The sequence below is a fragment of the Eubacteriales bacterium mix99 genome (assembly GCA_038396605.1).
Lineage (GTDB): Bacteria > Bacillota > Clostridia > Caldicoprobacterales > DTU083 > UBA4874.
This window is the reverse complement of record CP121690.1, coordinates 184,435-202,280: the sequence shown is the minus strand read 5'-3', so window position 1 is coordinate 202,280 and position 17,846 is coordinate 184,435. Positions and strand designations below refer to the sequence as shown.

At 49.3% G+C, this 17,846-nt stretch carries 15 protein-coding genes; 14 read left to right on the top strand and 1 reads right to left on the bottom strand.

The annotated features are described in order from the left end of the window. Window positions 1-170 precede the first annotated feature (170 nt). The 4 genes from QBE55_00775 (at window position 171) to QBE55_00760 (ending at window position 6,166) form a co-directional block, all read left to right on the top strand. A complete protein-coding gene (locus tag QBE55_00775; GenBank protein ID WZL78741.1) occupies window positions 171-1,286 on the top strand; it encodes an NAD/NADP octopine/nopaline dehydrogenase family protein in 1,116 nt (371 codons plus the stop codon). Next, window positions 1,261-3,192, top strand: coding sequence for a cobalamin-binding protein (locus QBE55_00770; GenBank protein WZL78740.1), 1,932 nt, complete (start codon window positions 1,261-1,263; stop codon window positions 3,190-3,192). Before QBE55_00775 ends, QBE55_00770 begins: the two co-directional genes overlap by 26 nt. A 282-nt stretch (window positions 3,193-3,474) precedes the next feature. Next, complete coding sequence (locus QBE55_00765) at window positions 3,475-4,563, top strand: acyltransferase (protein ID WZL78739.1); 1,089 nt, start codon at window positions 3,475-3,477, stop codon at window positions 4,561-4,563. Window positions 4,564-4,600: 37 nt separating this feature from the next. Then, on the top strand, window positions 4,601-6,166 hold the full coding sequence (locus tag QBE55_00760; GenBank protein ID WZL78738.1) for an FAD-dependent oxidoreductase: 1,566 nt from the start codon (window positions 4,601-4,603) through the stop codon (window positions 6,164-6,166). Between the two features lie 28 nt (window positions 6,167-6,194). Here QBE55_00760 and QBE55_00755 read toward each other — a convergent pair whose 3' ends face one another. Next, complete coding sequence (locus tag QBE55_00755; GenBank protein WZL78737.1) at window positions 6,195-6,755, bottom strand: sigma-70 family RNA polymerase sigma factor; 561 nt, start codon at window positions 6,753-6,755, stop codon at window positions 6,195-6,197. Between the two features lie 274 nt (window positions 6,756-7,029). Here QBE55_00755 and QBE55_00750 point away from each other — a divergent pair, with 274 nt between their 5' ends. The 10 genes from QBE55_00750 (at window position 7,030) to QBE55_00705 (ending at window position 17,846) form a co-directional block, all read left to right on the top strand. Next, entirely contained in the window at window positions 7,030-7,455 is a 426-nt protein-coding gene (locus QBE55_00750; protein WZL78736.1) for a helix-turn-helix transcriptional regulator, read from the top strand. Beyond that, window positions 7,452-8,486, top strand: coding sequence for an ImmA/IrrE family metallo-endopeptidase (locus tag QBE55_00745; GenBank protein WZL78735.1), 1,035 nt, complete (start codon window positions 7,452-7,454; stop codon window positions 8,484-8,486). Before QBE55_00750 ends, QBE55_00745 begins: the two co-directional genes overlap by 4 nt. Continuing rightward, window positions 8,483-9,469 carry a glycoside hydrolase family 130 protein gene (locus QBE55_00740; protein WZL78734.1) on the top strand — a complete coding sequence of 329 codons (987 nt, stop codon included), beginning with the start codon at window positions 8,483-8,485 and terminating at the stop codon, window positions 9,467-9,469. The genes QBE55_00745 and QBE55_00740 overlap by 4 nt, the downstream gene beginning before the upstream one ends. A gap of 471 nt (window positions 9,470-9,940) precedes the next feature. Beyond that, on the top strand, window positions 9,941-11,461 hold the full coding sequence (locus QBE55_00735) for a sodium/proline symporter (protein ID WZL79825.1): 1,521 nt from the start codon (window positions 9,941-9,943) through the stop codon (window positions 11,459-11,461). A 123-nt stretch (window positions 11,462-11,584) separates the two neighbouring features. Continuing rightward, window positions 11,585-12,064, top strand: coding sequence for an AraC family transcriptional regulator (locus tag QBE55_00730; GenBank protein ID WZL78733.1), 480 nt, complete (start codon window positions 11,585-11,587; stop codon window positions 12,062-12,064). A gap of 214 nt (window positions 12,065-12,278) precedes the next feature. Continuing rightward, a complete protein-coding gene (locus QBE55_00725) occupies window positions 12,279-14,000 on the top strand; it encodes an extracellular solute-binding protein (GenBank protein WZL78732.1) in 1,722 nt (573 codons plus the stop codon). A 93-nt stretch (window positions 14,001-14,093) separates the two neighbouring features. Then, the gene (locus tag QBE55_00720; GenBank protein WZL78731.1) at window positions 14,094-15,050 is read left to right on the top strand and encodes an ABC transporter permease subunit; all 957 of its coding nucleotides are present in this window, start codon (window positions 14,094-14,096) and stop codon (window positions 15,048-15,050) included. 12 nt (window positions 15,051-15,062) lie between these two features. After that, window positions 15,063-15,971, top strand: coding sequence for a carbohydrate ABC transporter permease (locus QBE55_00715; GenBank protein ID WZL78730.1), 909 nt, complete (start codon window positions 15,063-15,065; stop codon window positions 15,969-15,971). A gap of 197 nt (window positions 15,972-16,168) precedes the next feature. Next, on the top strand, window positions 16,169-16,609 hold the full coding sequence (locus QBE55_00710) for a GNAT family N-acetyltransferase (protein WZL78729.1): 441 nt from the start codon (window positions 16,169-16,171) through the stop codon (window positions 16,607-16,609). A 109-nt stretch (window positions 16,610-16,718) separates the two neighbouring features. Then, entirely contained in the window at window positions 16,719-17,846 is a 1,128-nt protein-coding gene (locus tag QBE55_00705) for a Gfo/Idh/MocA family oxidoreductase (protein WZL78728.1), read from the top strand.

Sequence of the window (17,846 nt, the reverse complement as noted above, 5' to 3'; positions counted from 1 at the left end):
AATATATAGGAAGATTACGTCAAACTCAGGATAAGGATGCATTCTTTCAGGGAATCAAGATGGATGAGCTATTCCTTTAAAGGCTTTCTGTCGAATGGAGGCACTGTATCCTTTTTCGGAAGGATTGGATGGACTTATCACCGGGCTGACGAAAGCAAGGGGGTTGTTATATGAAGGCAACGGTGATCGGTGCCGGAAACTCAGGGCTTGCCATGGCAGCACATCTGAGCAGAGGCGGGAACAGTGTTACACTTTGGAACCGGTCCGGTTCCACCATTTCCAGGATCAGCAGCACGCATGTGATTCATTGTGAAGGAGAGATTCAGGGAGACATCCGGATTGATACGATTACGGATGATATCCGTCTGGCACTGAAAGATCCGGATATTGTACTGGTTACCACACCGGCCAATTCCCACAGGGAGCTGGCGGAGTTAATCGCCGGAAACATCCGCAAATCAACGGTAATCGTCCTGAATCCCGGACGAACCCTGGGGGCCCTGGAGTTTCGCAGAACCTATGACAGGTATAACATGGAGTATCCACAGACCATTGCCGAGACCCAGACGATTATCTACACCTGCCGGAAGACTGCGGAGGACTCCGTTCATATCATGGCCATGAAGGATTCGGTCCTGATTTCAGCACTGGATGCCCGGATGAACAAGGATATTATCCGTTATCTGCCCGAGTGCATCCGGCCATATTTCATTCCCGCCGAATCCATCATTCAGACATCCATTGGAAACGTGGGCATGATACTGCACTGTGCTCCGCTCCTTTTGAATGTGGGAAGGATGGAAGGCGCCGCAAGCCACTACAAGTATTACCATGAAGGCATTACCCCGACGATAGCGCGGTTTCTGGAACGGCTGGATCAGGAAAGGGTCCGCGTTTCGGAGGCTCTGGGATACCGGGTGGAGTCGGCAAGGGAATGGATGATGCGGACATATCATGTTTCCGGGGGCAGTCTGTATGAATGCATTCAGAATAACGATGCCTATAAGGAGATTGATGCTCCCACCACATTGCATCACAGATACATTTTTGAAGATGTCTCCTATGGTCTGGTTCCCCTGGAAGCCATCGGAAAGAAGCTGGGACTGGATATGAAGAATACCACGCTGATTGTGGATCTGGCCTGCCGATTGCTGGAGGAGGACTACAGGGAGAAAGGATATCAGTTGGATTATTCTGCAGGTGAGATTACCTGGCTGAAAGAGACAGCCGCCCATCTTGTTCCGGACAGGAGTGGTAAAAATGAGTCCGAAATATCGTTTTCATGACGGCGAAATCAGATATGGTTTTATCAAGCCGGCCATTGACGCCCATACTCTGGGGATCAACGCCGCAGCAGAGCTGCTCCGCACGTGCGGCTGCGATGTCATTATCGCGGAGGATTCCGTTGCGGAGGCAATGAATGATTATTTATACGAGGTAAAAAGGCAGGTCGCTGTCGACTGGATGATACGTGAGAACATCAACCGGCTGGGCATCAGCTACCGGCTGGACAAGAACGATGCGGTCCGCATGATGGGATACCTGCTGGAGGAGATGCGAAAGAACAGGCTGCTGCATTACCAGGGAGGTCCCGTGGATGCCGTCTGTTTTGCCGGCCTGCCGGAGGCATGCCGGCTGATGGAGCAGGAGTTCGATGGACTGGTGACTGTGTTTCAGGGCGGGGAATCGGACCGGGAGACTCTGGGTATGCTGGGAGTGCCGGAGGAGAAAATCCCTATGGAAATTCGGGAAGGCAGCCGATACGATGAGGCACGGATGGGGTTTGGCAGACAGATCGTTGCCTCCCGGGAATACCGGAAATGGGAACCGGCGGACCCGCCGGACTACCCGGATTACGGGACGGAACGGGATACCGTGGAAAAACGCCTGAATGCGCGGAAAGGTGCTCGGGGCTCCGTACCGCTGACCAGGGCGCATGTGGGACCGTATTCCTCCGAAGTCAGCCGGGAGGAAAACGTAAAGGAGTTTTTGTCCTGGGTCAAAACACTGGCCGGCGATCGATATCTGGATATCATTTCCATAGGAAGCTCGCAGCTGACCCAGTCGGACTTCGGAGGGGACTGGGATAGCAAGGTCAACGGAGGCGGGGTTCCCATCCATTCCCCGGAGGAATATCGGATGGTCTGGGAGGCTTCCCGGCCGCTTTTTCTGAGAACCTATGCCGGGACGAGGGATATCCCGGCTTTGGCACGCATGTACGAGGAGACCATTCATATCTGCTGGCACGCCCTGTCCCTTTGGTGGTTCAACCGGCTGGACGGGAGAGGCCCCTACGATGTCTATACCAATTTGAAGCAGCATATTGAAACCATCCGGTACATTGCCGGGACGAACAAGCTTTTTGAGGCAAATGTTTCCCATCATTTTGCGTTCCGCGGCGCCGATGATGTGACCTATATCGTTTCTGCCTACCTGGCGGCCAAGCTGGCAAAAAAGCTGGGCATCCGGACGTTTGTCCTGCAAAACATGCTGAATACTCCCCGATCCACCTGGGGCATCCAGGACCTGGCAAAGTCCCGGGCAATGGTCAAACTGGTCCGAAGCCTGGAGGATCGGAACTTCCGGGTGATTCTTCAGCCACGGGCCGGTCTGGACTACTTCAAACCGGATATGGAGGAGGCCAGGATGCAGCTGGCTGCCGTGACAGCGCTGATGGATGATATCGATCCGCACAATGAAGCGGATCCGCCCATCATTCATGTCGTAAGCTATTCGGAAGCTTCCCGGCTGGCGACGCCGGATATCATAAAGGAAAGCATCCGGATTACCCAGCATTCCCTGCAGAAATACCGGGAGGAAAGGCGGATGGGAAAAGTGGAGGACATGAGCCGGAACCGGAATGTGGCGGAACGATCGGCCGGGCTTCTTCAATCATCCGGGGAACTGCTGACGGCAATGGAGGAAACCTTTGACGATCTTTATTCGGCGGAAGGGCTCTATAAAGTGCTGGCAGCCGGATTCCTGCCGGTGCCCTGGATCTGGGGGGAAACTGAAGAATTCCGACATGCCAGGGACTGGATCACCAAACCGGTAAAGGGCGGAGTTGCCGTGGTGGATGAGAACCATAAAGTGATGAGCATGGAGGACCGGATTGCCATTGCCCGGACCAACTGCGGGGATGCGGAATATTATCTGAAACAGAGGATGCAGAGAGGAGGAATCCTTTATTAAGCAGCTTCCTGTTTCCTCATTGCTTCCTCATTCAGACAGTATTTCTTCATTGCCACCTCATTCAGGCAATTATCATGGCTCATTGGAAGGATAAAGGAGTCCGTGCAGGAAGATGCGGTCTGTGAGGGAGGGAGAAGTGCTCAGAAGGGGAGAACGCCGCAGAATGGATTTGTGGGTACGCCTAAAATCTGTTATAATAAGGAAGCAGGTATTGAAATTACCTGCTTTTTTCATTGGAAAGAGAAGGTTACCAGACGAAATCCCGGGAGGCGTGATCAAAAAATGTGGGGAATGGATCTGTTAATCCTGTTGATATTCATGATTCCAACATTGGATATGGAAGTCCGCAGAAGGGGAAGCTTCGACAGCTACCTGGAGCCCCGGCAGACAGGACAGCTAAAAGGGTTGTTTGCTCTCCTTGTAATTGTGCATCATTTGGTGCACCGGACAGAAGATGGGATTGGATTCCCTTATTTTGGAAATATTGGTTATCTGGCCGTCAGTTTCTTTTTCTTTATATCAGGCTATGGGCTGATGGTACAGTACATGAAGAAAGAAGACGGTTACCTTGAGACGTTTTTGTCCAACCGGCTGCCGAAGGTTGCGGTACCCTTTGCTGCGGGAATGGTGATCTATTATGTGGCAAACCGGACCCTGAATTCGGATTTTTCACTTGGCACGGCGCTGCAGTCCTTCGTAACCGGCAAGATATATGTTTCGTTTTCCTGGTATGTGATTGCCATCATTCTTTTTTATCTTATCTTCTATGCAGCAGCCAGGATCAGCAAGGACCATTACAAACATCTGATGTTCCTGATAGCAGTCGGTCTTCTGGCTTACAGTCTTTTTTGCCATGGCCTGGGGTTTCAGAAACATTGGTATAAAACCTGTACGAATTTCCTGCTGGGAGCCGTATGGGGGGGGTATAGCGAACGAATTTCCAGATGGCTGGATAATAAATGGTTGCTAACGATAGGTTCCAGCTTTTTCGGGTTTGTGTTCTTTTATATTCAGGTTGTGCAGAACAAAGCTCAGTCCATGGGGTATTTTCTTCTCATTCATTATCTGTCTTCCGCATTTTTCTGTATCATGGTCGCAGCCATTGGGAAAAAAGTGCAGCTGAACAGCAGGCTGCTCACGTATCTGGGGGATATTTCCTATGAGGTCTACTTAAGCCAGGGACTGGCCATTCTGCTTTTTCGAAACGATCTCTGGTATCAGCGCAGCGATTATTTATTTTCGGTCGGCGTTTTTCTGGGTTCCGTGCTGATCGCTGCTTTGTTCCATAGAATCAATACATTTTTGATCGGACCGAAAAAACGTCGAAGGTATGCAGTTTCCTTTGTCGAATTACTGAAGGACAAGCAATGAGTATCGGGACTATGTACGATCAGGGAGGAAAAAATCAATGCAGAAGGAATACAAAGCGGATGTGGTGATTCTGGGCGGAAGCCTGGGGGGATGCGCATCGGCACTGGCATCAGCCCGGATGGGGAAAAAGGTAATCCTGACCGAAGAGACCGGATGGATCGGCGGCCAGCTCACCAGCCAGGCCGTTCCGCCGGATGAGAACCGGTGGATCGAGCAATTTGGCTGCACCCGTTCCTACCGGCAATTGCGGGACGGGATACGTTCCTATTACAGGGAGCATTTGCCCCTGACGTGGCAGGCCAGGAATACATACCATCTGAATCCCGGCAACGGAGGGGTGAGCCGGCTGTGCCATGACCCGCGGGTGGCAGTGGCAGTATTGAAGGAAGCAATGGCTCCTTATACCCTGAGCGGGCGGCTGATTCTGTGGAATCATCATAAAATCCGGAAGGTGGATACGGAAGGAGACCGGGTCCGGGCCGCGGTGGTACAAAGCCTGGAAACCGGGGAAGAAAAGGTGCTGCATGCTTCGTATTTCCTGGACGCCACGGAATGCGGCGATGTGCTGCCACTGGCCGGTGCGGAATATGTGACCGGTTCGGAATCAAAAAAGGAAACCGGGGAGCTTCATGCGCTGGACGGCGAAGCGGATCCTCTGGACATGCAGTCCATCACCTGGTGTTTTGCCATGGACTATCTGGAAGGCGAGGATCACACCATAGACAAGCCGGAGCAGTATGAATTCTGGAAAAACTATCGCTGTGATTTCTGGCCGGGGTCCCTTTTGAGCTGGACGACCTGTCATCCCGTTACCCTGGAAAGACGGGAAAATACCCTGTTTCCCGTGGATCAGCGCAATTCCCTGTGGAACTACCGGAAGATTACGGATCACACGAACTTTGCCCCGGACCTTTTTGAAAGCGATGTGACCCTTGTAAACTGGCCGCAGAACGATTACTGGCTGGGCCCGGTTTATGAGGTGGAGGAGACGGAAATCAAGCGGAATCTCAAGGGAGCCAGGCAGCTGAGCCTGTCCTTCTTATACTGGATGCAGACGGAAGCGCCCGGACCGGACGGCGGGATCGGTTATCCGGGACTTCGGCTGAGGCCGGATGTTGTCGGAACGGAAGATGGGCTTGCCATGTATCCCTATATCCGGGAATCCAGAAGAATTATATCGGAATTCCCCATTCTGGAGCAGTACGTCAGTCCGGCCATGCGGGGCGACAAGGCCGCAGAAAAATTTGAGGATACGGTGGGCATCGGGCATTACCGTATGGATCTGCATCCCAGCACCGGGGGGCGCAACTATATCGACAATTCCGCCCATCCTTTCCAGATTCCGCTGGGAAGCCTGATTCCGGTACGGATGGAAAATCTTCTTCCCGCCTGTAAGAATATCGGGACAACCCATGTTACCAACGGGGCATACCGGCTTCATCCGGTGGAATGGAACATCGGGGAGGCGGCAGGGCTGCTGGCTGCTTATGCCCTGGATCATCATACGACACCGCGGGCGGTACGGAACGAAAAAGAAGAACTTGCCGATTTTCAGAAACTGCTGTTCAGTCAGGGAATCGAACTGGACTGGCCGAAGATTTGATCCCTTCTGCCGGGACCTTGAAGGGATTTCAGAAATGCAGCAGCGCAGCCAGGGATTTCAATGCCTTGTCCCTGCGGCGCAGGACTGTTTTATAACAGACGCCCTGATCCCTTGCAATGGATTTCAGGCTCTTTCCCTGATAATGGTGGAGCAGGATGATCTGTTTCTGTACGGGATCCAGTTGATCCACCGCAGACCGCACGGCGGTTTTTTGCTCCCTCTGCAAAAGATCGCCCGGGGGGTCGGCGGACTCGTCAGCGATTCTGTCCAGGGGGTCCTGCCCGTCTTCTTCCGTGGCGATGTTCCGGGACCAGATAACCCGCTGCTTTCTGGATTGATTGTAGATGTGAAAGGCCAGCCTGTGCTTCAGATAAGCCAGGAAGGGAACTCCGGTGGATTCCTTGTAATCCCGGACTGCTTCCAACACTTCCAGACTGGCCTCCTGCATCATTTCCTCCCAATCCATTCCCCATGCGTAGCGTTTCAGGGTAAAAAGGAGGAGCGGCTTCAACCGGTCCAGCAATTCCATCTGTGCAGTCGGACTTCCGTCCCTGGCATCTTCCACCAGGTTTTTCAGTTTGTAATTCATGGGAATCCTCCTTTTCTTTTCTGCTGTCTTCCTGCTGTGTTTTTATTTCTCTCCGGCATTTCCCCGAAGGTTTTCATTTCCCCGGAAGGTTTTTATAAATCGTTTTTCGGTTGATTCTGCTTTTACATGCTGTTATAATTACTGTATGCGAACATCTGTTCGTATTTCATTATAACAACGGATTTGCCGTTTGTCAAATATATTTCTAATATTTTCAAAAAAATTGCCAAACGGTAAATTATCGGATATAATAGTCCTGAGGGAGTGAGAAAGTATGAAATTCGGAGAATACCTGAAGGATCTGCGGAGAAAGAGCCATCTTTCCCAAAAGGAACTGGGTAAGCTGGCGGGTTACAGCAATGCGGAAATATCCCGGGTGGAGTCCGGAGACAGGCAGAAGCCGTCGCCCGTTTTGCTGAAAGCCGTTGCGCCGCACCTTGGTGTTTCCTACGAGGAGCTGCTGAAAAAGGCCGGGTATCTGGAGGAAGTGATTGACCATTCCGGATACACGGAGCATGTCTACACGGATGAGGAAGGTAAGCTTGCCGATATCGTCAAACAGGCAAAGGAAATGCAGGAGGCGGACAGCGACTGGGCCGGCATCGCTTACCGGGTATCCAGGGAATTGTCGAGGAAGGATATGGAGGCCATCAAGGCCGTTGCCAATTCCCTGCTGGACAAGGCAGGCAAGGACCAATGACCGCGGAAAGGCCCGTCGTCAAGCCCCGCCTCCCTTCGATTCCGGATTATCGATCGGGCTATATCGATTTGAGGCTGCAGGAATTTCTTGATTCGCTGGGCATTGCGCAGTGGCCCATCGATTGTGTGAAGCTTCTCTCCGGAATGAGGGATTCGGATAAGTATCGGATCCGGATTGGATATGCCGGGGAGGAAGTGTCCGATGGTCTGGACGCTGCAACAAATTATGTGCAGCGATTGGGGATGTATCAGATCGTGCTTTCCCGCAGCAAAATCCGGTACCCTTACCGGAAGTCCTCCGACCGCCGGCTGAATTTTACCATAGCCCATGAAATTGGTCACATTGTCCTGGAGCATCTGCTTGTACCAAATCACTGCAAAACAAAAGAAGAGATCCGGATGGAGGATCTGGAAGCGGATGAGTTTGCCGCGCGGCTGCTCATGCCGCAGAAACTTCTTTACTCCTTCAACTATTACTCTGTCAATGCCGTTGCTTCCTTTCTGAATGTATCCAATACCGCACTCCGGATGCGTCTGATTCATCTTGATGCAACTCATCTGATCCGCGCCCGCAAGGTAAAGAGCTGTATCCGCTGCGGCAACACCCGTTTTTCGGAATTTGCGCAGTACTGTGGGGTATGCGGACAGTCCACTGCGCAGGGCTGCAGGGGAATCCGGCGGATTTACTATCCCGATGAATATCCCATTGATTCCTTCAAGAGAGCGCTTGTCTGTCCGAAATGCCACAGGGATATCCGTCATGGAACCGGAGACCGATGTCCTTTCTGCGGAACCTGTATTTTCAATTTCTGCTCTGGATTTTTTGATCCGGGCGGCAGCGTATGCTCCTGTGCCAACCCGGGATATGCAAGATACTGTGAAGTCTGCGGGAGACCGACTTATTATCAGGAAATAAATTGCTTGAAGGATTGGCAGGACTGTTATACGATAGGGATGGCGCCAGATGCAGAACATCGGGATGCAAATTACATAATGAACGGAAAATTCATGAAGGGGAGGAAACAGGAATGAGTTCCAAATTGATTCTGGGAGAAGCACTGCCCAATATTCCATGGGAGGAAAAGCCCGAAAGGTGCCGTGGGGTGGTATGGCGTTCGGAGAAAAATCCCATTATCCCGCGGGATTTGCTCCCGACATCCAACAGTATTTTCAACAGTGCCGTGGTCCCCTACAAGGGGCAGTTTGCCGGAGTGTTCCGGTGTGACGATACCAGAAGGGTCATGCAGCTTCACAGCGGGAAAAGCAGGGACGGGCTGCACTGGGAGATTGACCCGGAGCCCATACACTTTATATGCAAGGACCCGGAAATCGGCCGCTTTGTCTATGGGTACGATCCCAGGGTATGCCGGATGGAGGACCGCTATTATGTCACCTGGTGCAATGGATATCACGGGCCTACCATAGGGGTGGCCTATACCCATGATTTTGAGACATTTTATCAGATGGAGAATGCATTCCTGCCTTTCAACCGCAACGGCGTGCTTTTCCCGAGAAAGATCGGCGGAAAGTATGTTATGCTGAGCCGGCCCAGTGACAGCGGACATACTCCGTTCGGCGATATCTTCTGCAGTGAAAGCCCGGATATGGTGCACTGGGGCTGTCACCGTCATGTCATGTCACCAGGGGGGTCCTGGCAGGCGACAAAAATCGGCGCAGGTCCGGTACCGATTGAAACCACGGAGGGATGGCTGCTGATCTATCACGGCGTACTGACTTCCTGCAATGGGTTTGTTTACAGTATGGGAGCAGCCCTGTTGGATCCGGAACAGCCCTGGAAGGTGCTTTACCGGACCGAGCCCTATTTGCTGTCCCCGCAGAAACTGTACGAATGTGTGGGAGACGTGCCCAATGTTGTCTTCCCCTGCGCAGCCCTGGCTGATGCGGATACCGGCAGAATTGCCATTTACTACGGCGGAGCGGATACGGTCACCTGCCTGGCATTTACCCGGGCAGACGAACTGATCGATTTCATCAGGCAAAATTCCGTGGTATAGGACGGGGATCCATGATCGTATATCAGCAAATTGTGCCGGCACTCTCCGATTCTCCCCTTGCCTTTGCAGTAGATTCCCATGATATGAGGGCCACACCCTAAGCTGCAAACCGGCGGTTCTTGGTAATTGACAGCTCAGGCGGTGATTTCACATCCGAGGGGAGTTTCGCTGTACCTTTTTCAAATGAGTTTCCTGTGCCTTTTTCGGCACCGTTATCTTATTTCCTGGCAGGGACAGCAAAGATATCAGGTCATGATTACGTTTCTGAATTCATAATTCAAATTCTGTCAGGGTCAGGAAACAGCGGGCAGAGAACAATAAAAGAATTCAAAAGTGTAAAAAAAGCTGTACATTTGCATATTGATACATTAAAATAAAGAGCAATATATCTTTATGGAGAAACGGAAGGAAACGGAGAATTTCTAAGGGGGAAAAAGTGTGGAGACAGGGGAGCTGCAGATTCTGATTGCGATGGTTTTGTACATTGGTGTGGTGATTGGCATTGGCCTGTATTATGCCCGGCGCGCCAATGAGAGCAGTGACAATTACCTGATTGGGGGCAGATCCCTTGGACCGTGGGTGACGGCCATGGGAGCTGAGGCTTCCGACATGAGCGGATGGCTTTTGATGGGCCTGCCGGGAGTCGCGTACTGGTCCGGTCTGAGCGGTGCGGTGTGGACAGCGCTGGGCCTGGGCCTCGGTACCTATATCAACTGGCTGCTGGTGGCAAAGCGGCTTCGCAATTATTCCCATGCCGCAGGGGATGCCATAACCATTCCCGATTTTTTCAGTAATCGGTACCGGGAGAACCGGAAAATCATCATGACGATATCGGCTCTGTTTATCCTGATCTTTTTCAGTGTTTATGCAGCAAGCTGCTTTGTAACGGTGGGAAAGCTCTTCAGCACTCTGTTTGATGCTCCGTATCGTATCATGATGATTCTGGGAGCCCTGTTTGTGGTTTTCTATACATTCCTGGGAGGATTTCTAGCCGAAAGTGCTTCGGATTTCATGCAGGGTATTCTGATGGTTCTGGCTCTGGTTGCCGTACTGGTGACCGGCATCCAGCATGCAGGGGGGATGTCTGCCCTCATCGCCAATGCAAAGTCCATACCTGGATTTTTTGATTTCTTTGGAGTGGCACAGCCTCAGGTGAAAAACGGAATGCAGCAGGTTGAAAACGGGGTGCCGCTTTTTGGGAAAGCGGGCAGCTATGGCTTTATGACGGTAATTTCCACGCTTTCCTGGGGACTTGGTTATTGCGGCATGCCCCATGTTCTGGTGAAATTCATGGCAATCCGGCGATCCGATGATTTGAAAGTATCCCGGAGAATCGCCGTTGTATGGGTGATTCTGTCCCTGACTGCTGCGGTTCTCATTGGAATAATCGGCAGGGTGCTGTTTCCGGATGCCCTGCTCACGCAAAGTGCTTCAGAAAATGTATTTATCTTGCTGTCCACCAATTTCTTTTTTCCGATATTTGCCGGACTTGTGATGGCGGGGATTCTTGCTGCCACCATCAGCTCCTCGGATTCCTATCTGTTGATTGCCGCTTCGGCTTTCTCCAAGAACGTGTATCAGGGGATTTTGAAAAGGGAAGCAACGGATCGGGAGGTACTGTGGGTATCCCGGATCACCCTGGTGGTTGTGGCGATCCTTGCCATGCTGATTGCCCTGGATGAGAACAGTATTATCTTTACAGTGGTTTCCTTTGCCTGGGCAGGTTTTGGCGCAACGTTCGGACCTGCTATGCTGTTCTCCCTGTTCTGGAAAAGAACGACCCGGTCCGGTATCATTGCCGGTATGGTTTCCGGCGGAGGAATGGTCTTTTTGTGGAAGCTGGCTCTGAATCCTTTGGGAGGAATTTTCGGATTGTATGAACTGCTCCCGGCTTTTGTCCTGTCCTGTATCGTGATTTTTGTGGCTTCTCTGCTCTCCAGGGCGCCTTCTGAAGAGATTCAGGAAGAGTTTGAAAAAGTGAAGGCAGTATAGGCTGCTATGTGGACGGAGCAGAAAAAGAACAGAAGTGAGTTCTCAGAAATTCGGCCTGATTCATGATATAATGGTACCAAGGTACACTGCGGAATGGAATGGGCGCAGGGGAGGGAAAAGAGCTTGAAAAAGAAACAGGAGGATTATCCCCATGACTTTCGGGATCAGGACACCCCGGAAGTTTCTCTGAAGGCACTGCATCAGTCCGCTCTGCGGCTCACAAAAAGGGCAGAAAGCATGAAGAGAGATCGTGCGGCACGTTTGAGAGACTCCGTTGTTCGGTATTTGAGGCAGAACTATTCGGATGCCAATCTGTGTGCGGCTCAAGTTGCTGTGAAGTTTAATTTATCGGAAAAATATGTGTTTCAAATCATAAAAGCCCATACCGGGAAAAGTTTCGGCGAATATCTGGAAGGGATACGCTTTGAGGAATCCGAGAAGCTGCTTATCCATTCCGGCCTTTCCATCAGCATGATTGCAGAAAAGGTAGGATTTCACTCAGTGAATACGTTTCATAAGGCATTTAAACGAGTGTATGGAATAACCCCGGGAGTATGGAGAAGTCAGCGTTTAAAGATGAATCGGTCTCTCCGGAATAATTGATGGCCTATCAGCTTGAACTCAGATAAAAAAAGATGAAATTCATACTCCATTCAATGTAATGATATCATTTACACATCCTCATTATACTCTAATCCAATCTTTCGAAGTTATTCAAATTGATTATACTGGGCAAAAATGATACTTATATATGGTAGACGCATGAGTCTTTCGGAGTTTCCGAAAGTACTCACAAAAATAAATGGAGGTTGAGTGTATGAGTAAAAGGAGAATGGCTTCTTTGGTCTCTGTTCTGCTCGCAATGTTTCTCGTTCTGAGTGCCTGCAGCACAACAGACACCAGTAAAACATCCGGCTCAGGCGAACCGAAGAAAGCGAATCAGACGAAGGAAAACGCTCCGTCAAATAAAAAATCCAGTTCAGGGGATATTTTAAATGAATTGGGTATGGAGCCCATTGTAAAGGAACCCTATACTTTGACGATTGGACTGCCTCAGAATACCAATGTGGAGGATTATGATACCAATCATTATACTCAGTTACTGGAGAAAAAATCCGGCATGGATATCAAGTTTGAAATGCTTCCTGCAAAGGACGCAAAGCAGAAACTGGCAGTCATGGTTTCCGGAGGCTCTGCTTTGCCGGATATCATCTCGATGGCCCTGAGTGATTCGGAGGTTTATTCTTACGGCTCACAGGGGTACTTTATCCCCCTGAACGATTATTATGAAAACAATTCTTTTTACTTTCAGCAGATTGTAGAAGAGAATGGGCTGGACACGATGCTGAATGATGTTACATCAGCAGACGGGAATATCTATACGGTACCGCTTTACAATCCGGAATACGGAAATGAATGGGATCATCGCGCCTGGATCAACAAAACCTGGTTGAAAGCCCTGGATCTTGATATGCCTGAAACCACGGAAGACTTTTATCAGGTGCTCAAGGCTTTCAAGGAAAAGGATCCCAATGGAAACAATAAAGCGGATGAAATCCCTTACATGGGACATATCAATGGCTGGAACAGCCAGCCTCAGGATTTTTTCATGAATGCGTTTATTTACTATAACACTTCATACAATTATATATTGGCGGACAACGGGAAAATAGATATCGCTGCCAACAAGGATGAATGGAAACAAGGCCTTCAATACCTTAATAAACTGTACAAGGAAGGCTTGATTTCACCGCTGACATTTACGCAGGACAGACCTCAGTTCCAGCAGGCGATTGAAAACCCCGACGCGCAGATCATCGGATCCATAACTACCGGAAGCATGAGTATTTATCAGACGGACAGCAAGAGGAAAGAGGACATGACTGCTCTGCCTCCGCTTACCGGGCCGAATGGGGTTTGCTGGTCCACCAAGCGATATCAGGGCCCATCAAGCAGAGGCTATGTTACAAAAGATGCTAAAAGTCCTGAAATCGCTTTTCGATTGCTGGATCTGATGTGTGATAAAGAATTGTCCATCAACTCCCGTTTTGGAGAAAAGGATAAGGACTGGAAGTTTGCTACGGATGCGGACAAGGGGACCGGCCTTTATGAAAATATGGACATACCTGCGACCATCAAGGTGATTAACAATCATTGGGGACAGCCGCAGAATGCGGAATGGGCGGAGGATACCCAGCCTGCAATCCGTCCTTATCAGTATGGCATCGGTGGTATGACATGGGATGGCAATGAGTATGATTCTCAGTATATGACGGCTCAGGCAGTGCCGTCCTATATCGATAAGGCTCCGGAAGAGGTTGTTCTGAAAGTCCCCTTTACCACGGAAGAAAATGATCGTACATCCGAGATTCTGACATCCCTTAAGACCTATATTGATGAAAGCACCCAGCGATTCATTGTTGGTGATATGCCTTTTTCGGAATGGGATAACTATGTGAGCGAATTGGATAACATCGGATTGGAGGAGTATTTGAAAGTAGTACAAAAGGCATATGATCGTTACAGGAAAAATAAATAGATGATTTGAATTTCATTGTGTCCTTAAAAATCCGGGGGGGGCCTATGGACTCCCCCGGATCTATTGAAAGAGTATAAGAGGAGGGGACGTTCTGTGTCTATTGTTATGCGAACCTTAAAACCTGTCAGACAAAAAAGGTCTGTCCGGAGAAAGGAAATACTGTCCCGCTGGCAGCTCTATTTATTTCTTTTGCTGCCGTTGGTATACATTATTGTTTTTGCCTATGTTCCCATGGCCGGACTCCAGTTGGCGTTCAAAAAGTTTTCCCCGCGACTCGGTATTTGGGGAAGCCCCTGGGTTGGATTGGATCAATTTACGAAATTTTTTAAATCCTATATGTTTGAACGGGTCCTGAAAAATACGATTCGGGTTTCTTTGTACAGCCTGATCGCCGGATTTCCAATACCGATTATTTTTGCCCTGCTTTTGAATTCCATGCGCAACTATAAATTCAAGCGAAGTATTCAAATGATTACCTATATTCCGCATTTTATATCCACAGTAGTTCTTGTGGGGATGGTACTTCAGATGATCAATCCGCGTATTGGACTTTTTGGTATGCTTTACCGGGCATTGGCCGGATCGGATCTTCCCAATCTGATTGGTATGCCGAAAGCCTTCAGTCATTTGTATGTCTGGTCCGGCGTCTGGCAGGGTCTCGGGTGGGGAAGCATTATATACATTTCTGCCCTGGCTTCCGTGGACAGTGAATTGCATGAGGCAGCTGAAATCGATGGCGCCAGCCGATTTCAGCGGGTGCGATTCATTGATTTCCCAAGTATTCTTCCCACAGCAACCATTATGCTGATTTTGAATTCCGGACAGATTATGAATGTTGGGTTTGAAAAGGTGTTTTTAATGCAAAATGGTCTGAATCTGCGTGCCAGTGAAGTAATCTCCACCTATGTTTACAAGGTGGGTATTGCATCCAGCACACAGGATTTTTCTTATGCTACGGCGATTGGCCTGTTTAACTCGGCGATCAATTTTGCTTTGATCTGCCTGGTCAATTCATTCAGCAAACGGGTCAGCGATAACCGGCTTTGGTAAGGAGGCAAGGATATGAATGCAGTAAAAGGAAGTTCCGGATTCCGGCTTTCAAAGGGAGACCGGACCTATTATACCATTGTGAATGTGATTATGTTATTGTTGCTGGTCATTGTAGCGTATCCACTTGTTTATATTATATCGGCGTCCTTTTCCTCGCCGTCTGCAGTGGCATCCGGCCGGGTGGTACTCTGGCCTGTGGATTTCAGTCTGGAGGGTTATCAGGCTGTTTTCAGGAACAAGGATATTGTTGGGGGCTATCTCAATACCTTTTTCTATACATTTGCCGGTACGGCGCTGAATGTTATTATGACAATGATCGGCGCTTATCCGTTGTCGAGAAAGGACTTGAAAGGCAGGGATTTTTTCATGCTGCTTTTCACATTTACCATGATATTCAGCGGCGGCATGATTCCAGGTTATATTCTGATGCAGCAGTTGCATTTGATCAACACTCCCTGGGTGATGATCGTACCCGGTGCCATTTCTGTTTACAATCTGATTATTACCCGTACTTTCATTCAAAGCACAATTCCTTCCGACTTATTGGATGCCAGTCAGATTGACGGATGCAGTGATACAAGATATTTTTTCAGTATTGTTTTGCCGCTTTCCAAATCGATACTGGCGACCATAACATTATTCTATGCGGTTGGGCATTGGAATGCGTATTTCAATGCATTCCTGTACTTGAATGACAGAAAGCTTTTTCCATTGCAGATTATACTTCGTGAAATCCTGATCGCCAATACCATTGATGCCAGTCAGGTTGTTGATCCGGAGTTGGAACAAGCCAAACAGGGAATGGCGGATTTGCTCAAGTATTCGCTGATCGTCGTCTCTTCGCTGCCGGTTATGATTATGTATCCCTTTGTTCAGAAATACTTTGTGAAAGGTGTCATGATTGGAGCCATTAAAGGGTGAGTACGATAATGATGTTTTTCAAATACTAATATATTGATTTTTATATCAGGATAATATACAATACAGACGTATGAACTGGCAAATAATTTTATAAAGGAAAGCTATATTTTCTATTATAAAATTGCTGGTAGAAATCATTCCCGGGAAGCCGTTCTTTCGACAGCGATGTGCTGGCTTTTCGAGCAGGGAGATTGCTTATGGAGCTACAGAAAATTGAATGTGGCAAAGAAGATTATATGAGTATCCTCTTGTTGGCGGATCCCTGTGTCAAGATGATAGAGCGTTATTTAACCGATGGGGATCTGTACATTTGCCGGCATGGAGCGATTACGGCCGCCGTGGCGGTACTGTATCCCCTGGAAGACGGAGGATGTGAGCTTAAGAATATTGCAGTCATAAAGCCATTGCAGGGAATAGGGATCGGAACCCGGGTAATGAAAGAGCTTATGCGTATTGCCTCGAGAAAGTATATCTATATGCTGGTTGGTACTACTTCTCAAACAGAAGGCTTTTATTTGTCACTGGGCTTTCAGTACAGCCATACGATACCAAGTTTTTTTACCGATAATTACCCGAAGACCATTTTGGAAAACGGAATTCCCTGTGTGGATATGCGCTGCTTTACGAGAAAGCTTTAAAGGATTTTGAAATGCAGTATGTTCGTGGGGCGAATTGGAATATACGGAATGCTTTGTACCAATTTTCATTTTTATTTGTGCCGCCTTATAGCGGCAGAATGGAGAATTTATGGAAAAACTGAAAGCAGGGATTGTCGGTGCGGCCGGCCGTCCGTCCGCTTTCCTTTCCGCCTTTCGGGAAAGCGGCAAAGCGGTACTGACAGCAGCTTGCGATTTGAATCGGGAAGCGTTGGACAAGGTGCTGGACGGGATAGACGGAGTGGACCGATATACGGATTATATCGAGATGCTGGAAAAAGGGAATTTGGATATTGTCATTATCGGGACCCCAATGCCATTGCATGTCAGCCAGTCCATCGAAGCCCTGCAGAGGAACGTCAATGTATTCAGTGAAGTGACTGCGGCTGTTTCCCTGGAGGAATGCAAAAAGCTATTGAGAGCGTGCCGGTCATCCCGTGCGCAGTATATGATGGGGGAAAACTGCAACTACAGAAAGCCTTGCATGATCATACGGGAAATGGTACGGGAAGGAGTATTTGGGCAGGTTTTTTATGCGGAAGGGGAGTATCTTCATGACTGCCGCAATCTGCTGTATGAAACTCCCTGGAGGCGTAAATATCAATTCGAAACACGGGGAATCACTTATGGAACCCACAGCCTGGGTCCAATCTTAAGTTGGATGCCGGGGGACAGGGTGGAATATGTTTGCTGTACGGGTACCGGAAGACATAATCAGGATCTTACAGGAAGGGATATCGGCGGAGATGACAGCGCAGTGATGTTGTGCCGGACGGCGGGAGGAAGTCTGGCCAAAATACGGACAGATCTTTCTTCGCCGCGCCCGTATTGCCTAAACTATGTCTTGCAGGGGACGGGGGCGGCCTATGAAGAAAGGTATACAGGGGAGGACCAGAAGGTCAGCCGGATTTGGGTAACCGGGGAAAGCGAAAAGGATAGATGGGATCCCCTCGTCAGGTTTGAAGAAAAGTACATGCCGAAGCTGTGGCGGGATATCAGCGTCAAAGAGGAATCCTTCGGGCATGGCGGTTCGGATGTTTTGGTCATGACGGACTTTATTGACTCGATTTATGAGGGAAAGCGAGTACCCATCGATATTTACGATTCTTTGGATATGACATTGCCAGGACTGATCAGTCAGGAGTCGATACAGCAGGAGGGGATTTGGCTTCCTGTACCGGATCCAAGGCAGTGGCCGGATAAAATGGAGGGAATTTGA

Coding starts and splice junctions, on each gene's coding strand:
- QBE55_00750 (WZL78736.1), top strand. CDS start 7,030: ATGAAATTCGGAGAATACCTGAAGGATCTGCGGAGAAAGAGCCATCTT.
- QBE55_00715 (WZL78730.1), top strand. CDS start 15,063: ATGAATGCAGTAAAAGGAAGTTCCGGATTCCGGCTTTCAAAGGGAGAC.
- QBE55_00725 (WZL78732.1), top strand. CDS start 12,279: ATGAGTAAAAGGAGAATGGCTTCTTTGGTCTCTGTTCTGCTCGCAATG.
- QBE55_00765 (WZL78739.1), top strand. CDS start 3,475: ATGTGGGGAATGGATCTGTTAATCCTGTTGATATTCATGATTCCAACA.
- QBE55_00770 (WZL78740.1), top strand. CDS start 1,261: ATGAGTCCGAAATATCGTTTTCATGACGGCGAAATCAGATATGGTTTT.
- QBE55_00740 (WZL78734.1), top strand. CDS start 8,483: ATGAGTTCCAAATTGATTCTGGGAGAAGCACTGCCCAATATTCCATGG.
- QBE55_00710 (WZL78729.1), top strand. CDS start 16,169: ATGGAGCTACAGAAAATTGAATGTGGCAAAGAAGATTATATGAGTATC.
- QBE55_00745 (WZL78735.1), top strand. CDS start 7,452: ATGACCGCGGAAAGGCCCGTCGTCAAGCCCCGCCTCCCTTCGATTCCG.
- QBE55_00755 (WZL78737.1), bottom strand. CDS start 6,755: ATGAATTACAAACTGAAAAACCTGGTGGAAGATGCCAGGGACGGAAGT.
- QBE55_00735 (WZL79825.1), top strand. CDS start 9,941: ATGGTTTTGTACATTGGTGTGGTGATTGGCATTGGCCTGTATTATGCC.
- QBE55_00705 (WZL78728.1), top strand. CDS start 16,719: ATGGAAAAACTGAAAGCAGGGATTGTCGGTGCGGCCGGCCGTCCGTCC.
- QBE55_00760 (WZL78738.1), top strand. CDS start 4,601: ATGCAGAAGGAATACAAAGCGGATGTGGTGATTCTGGGCGGAAGCCTG.
- QBE55_00775 (WZL78741.1), top strand. CDS start 171: ATGAAGGCAACGGTGATCGGTGCCGGAAACTCAGGGCTTGCCATGGCA.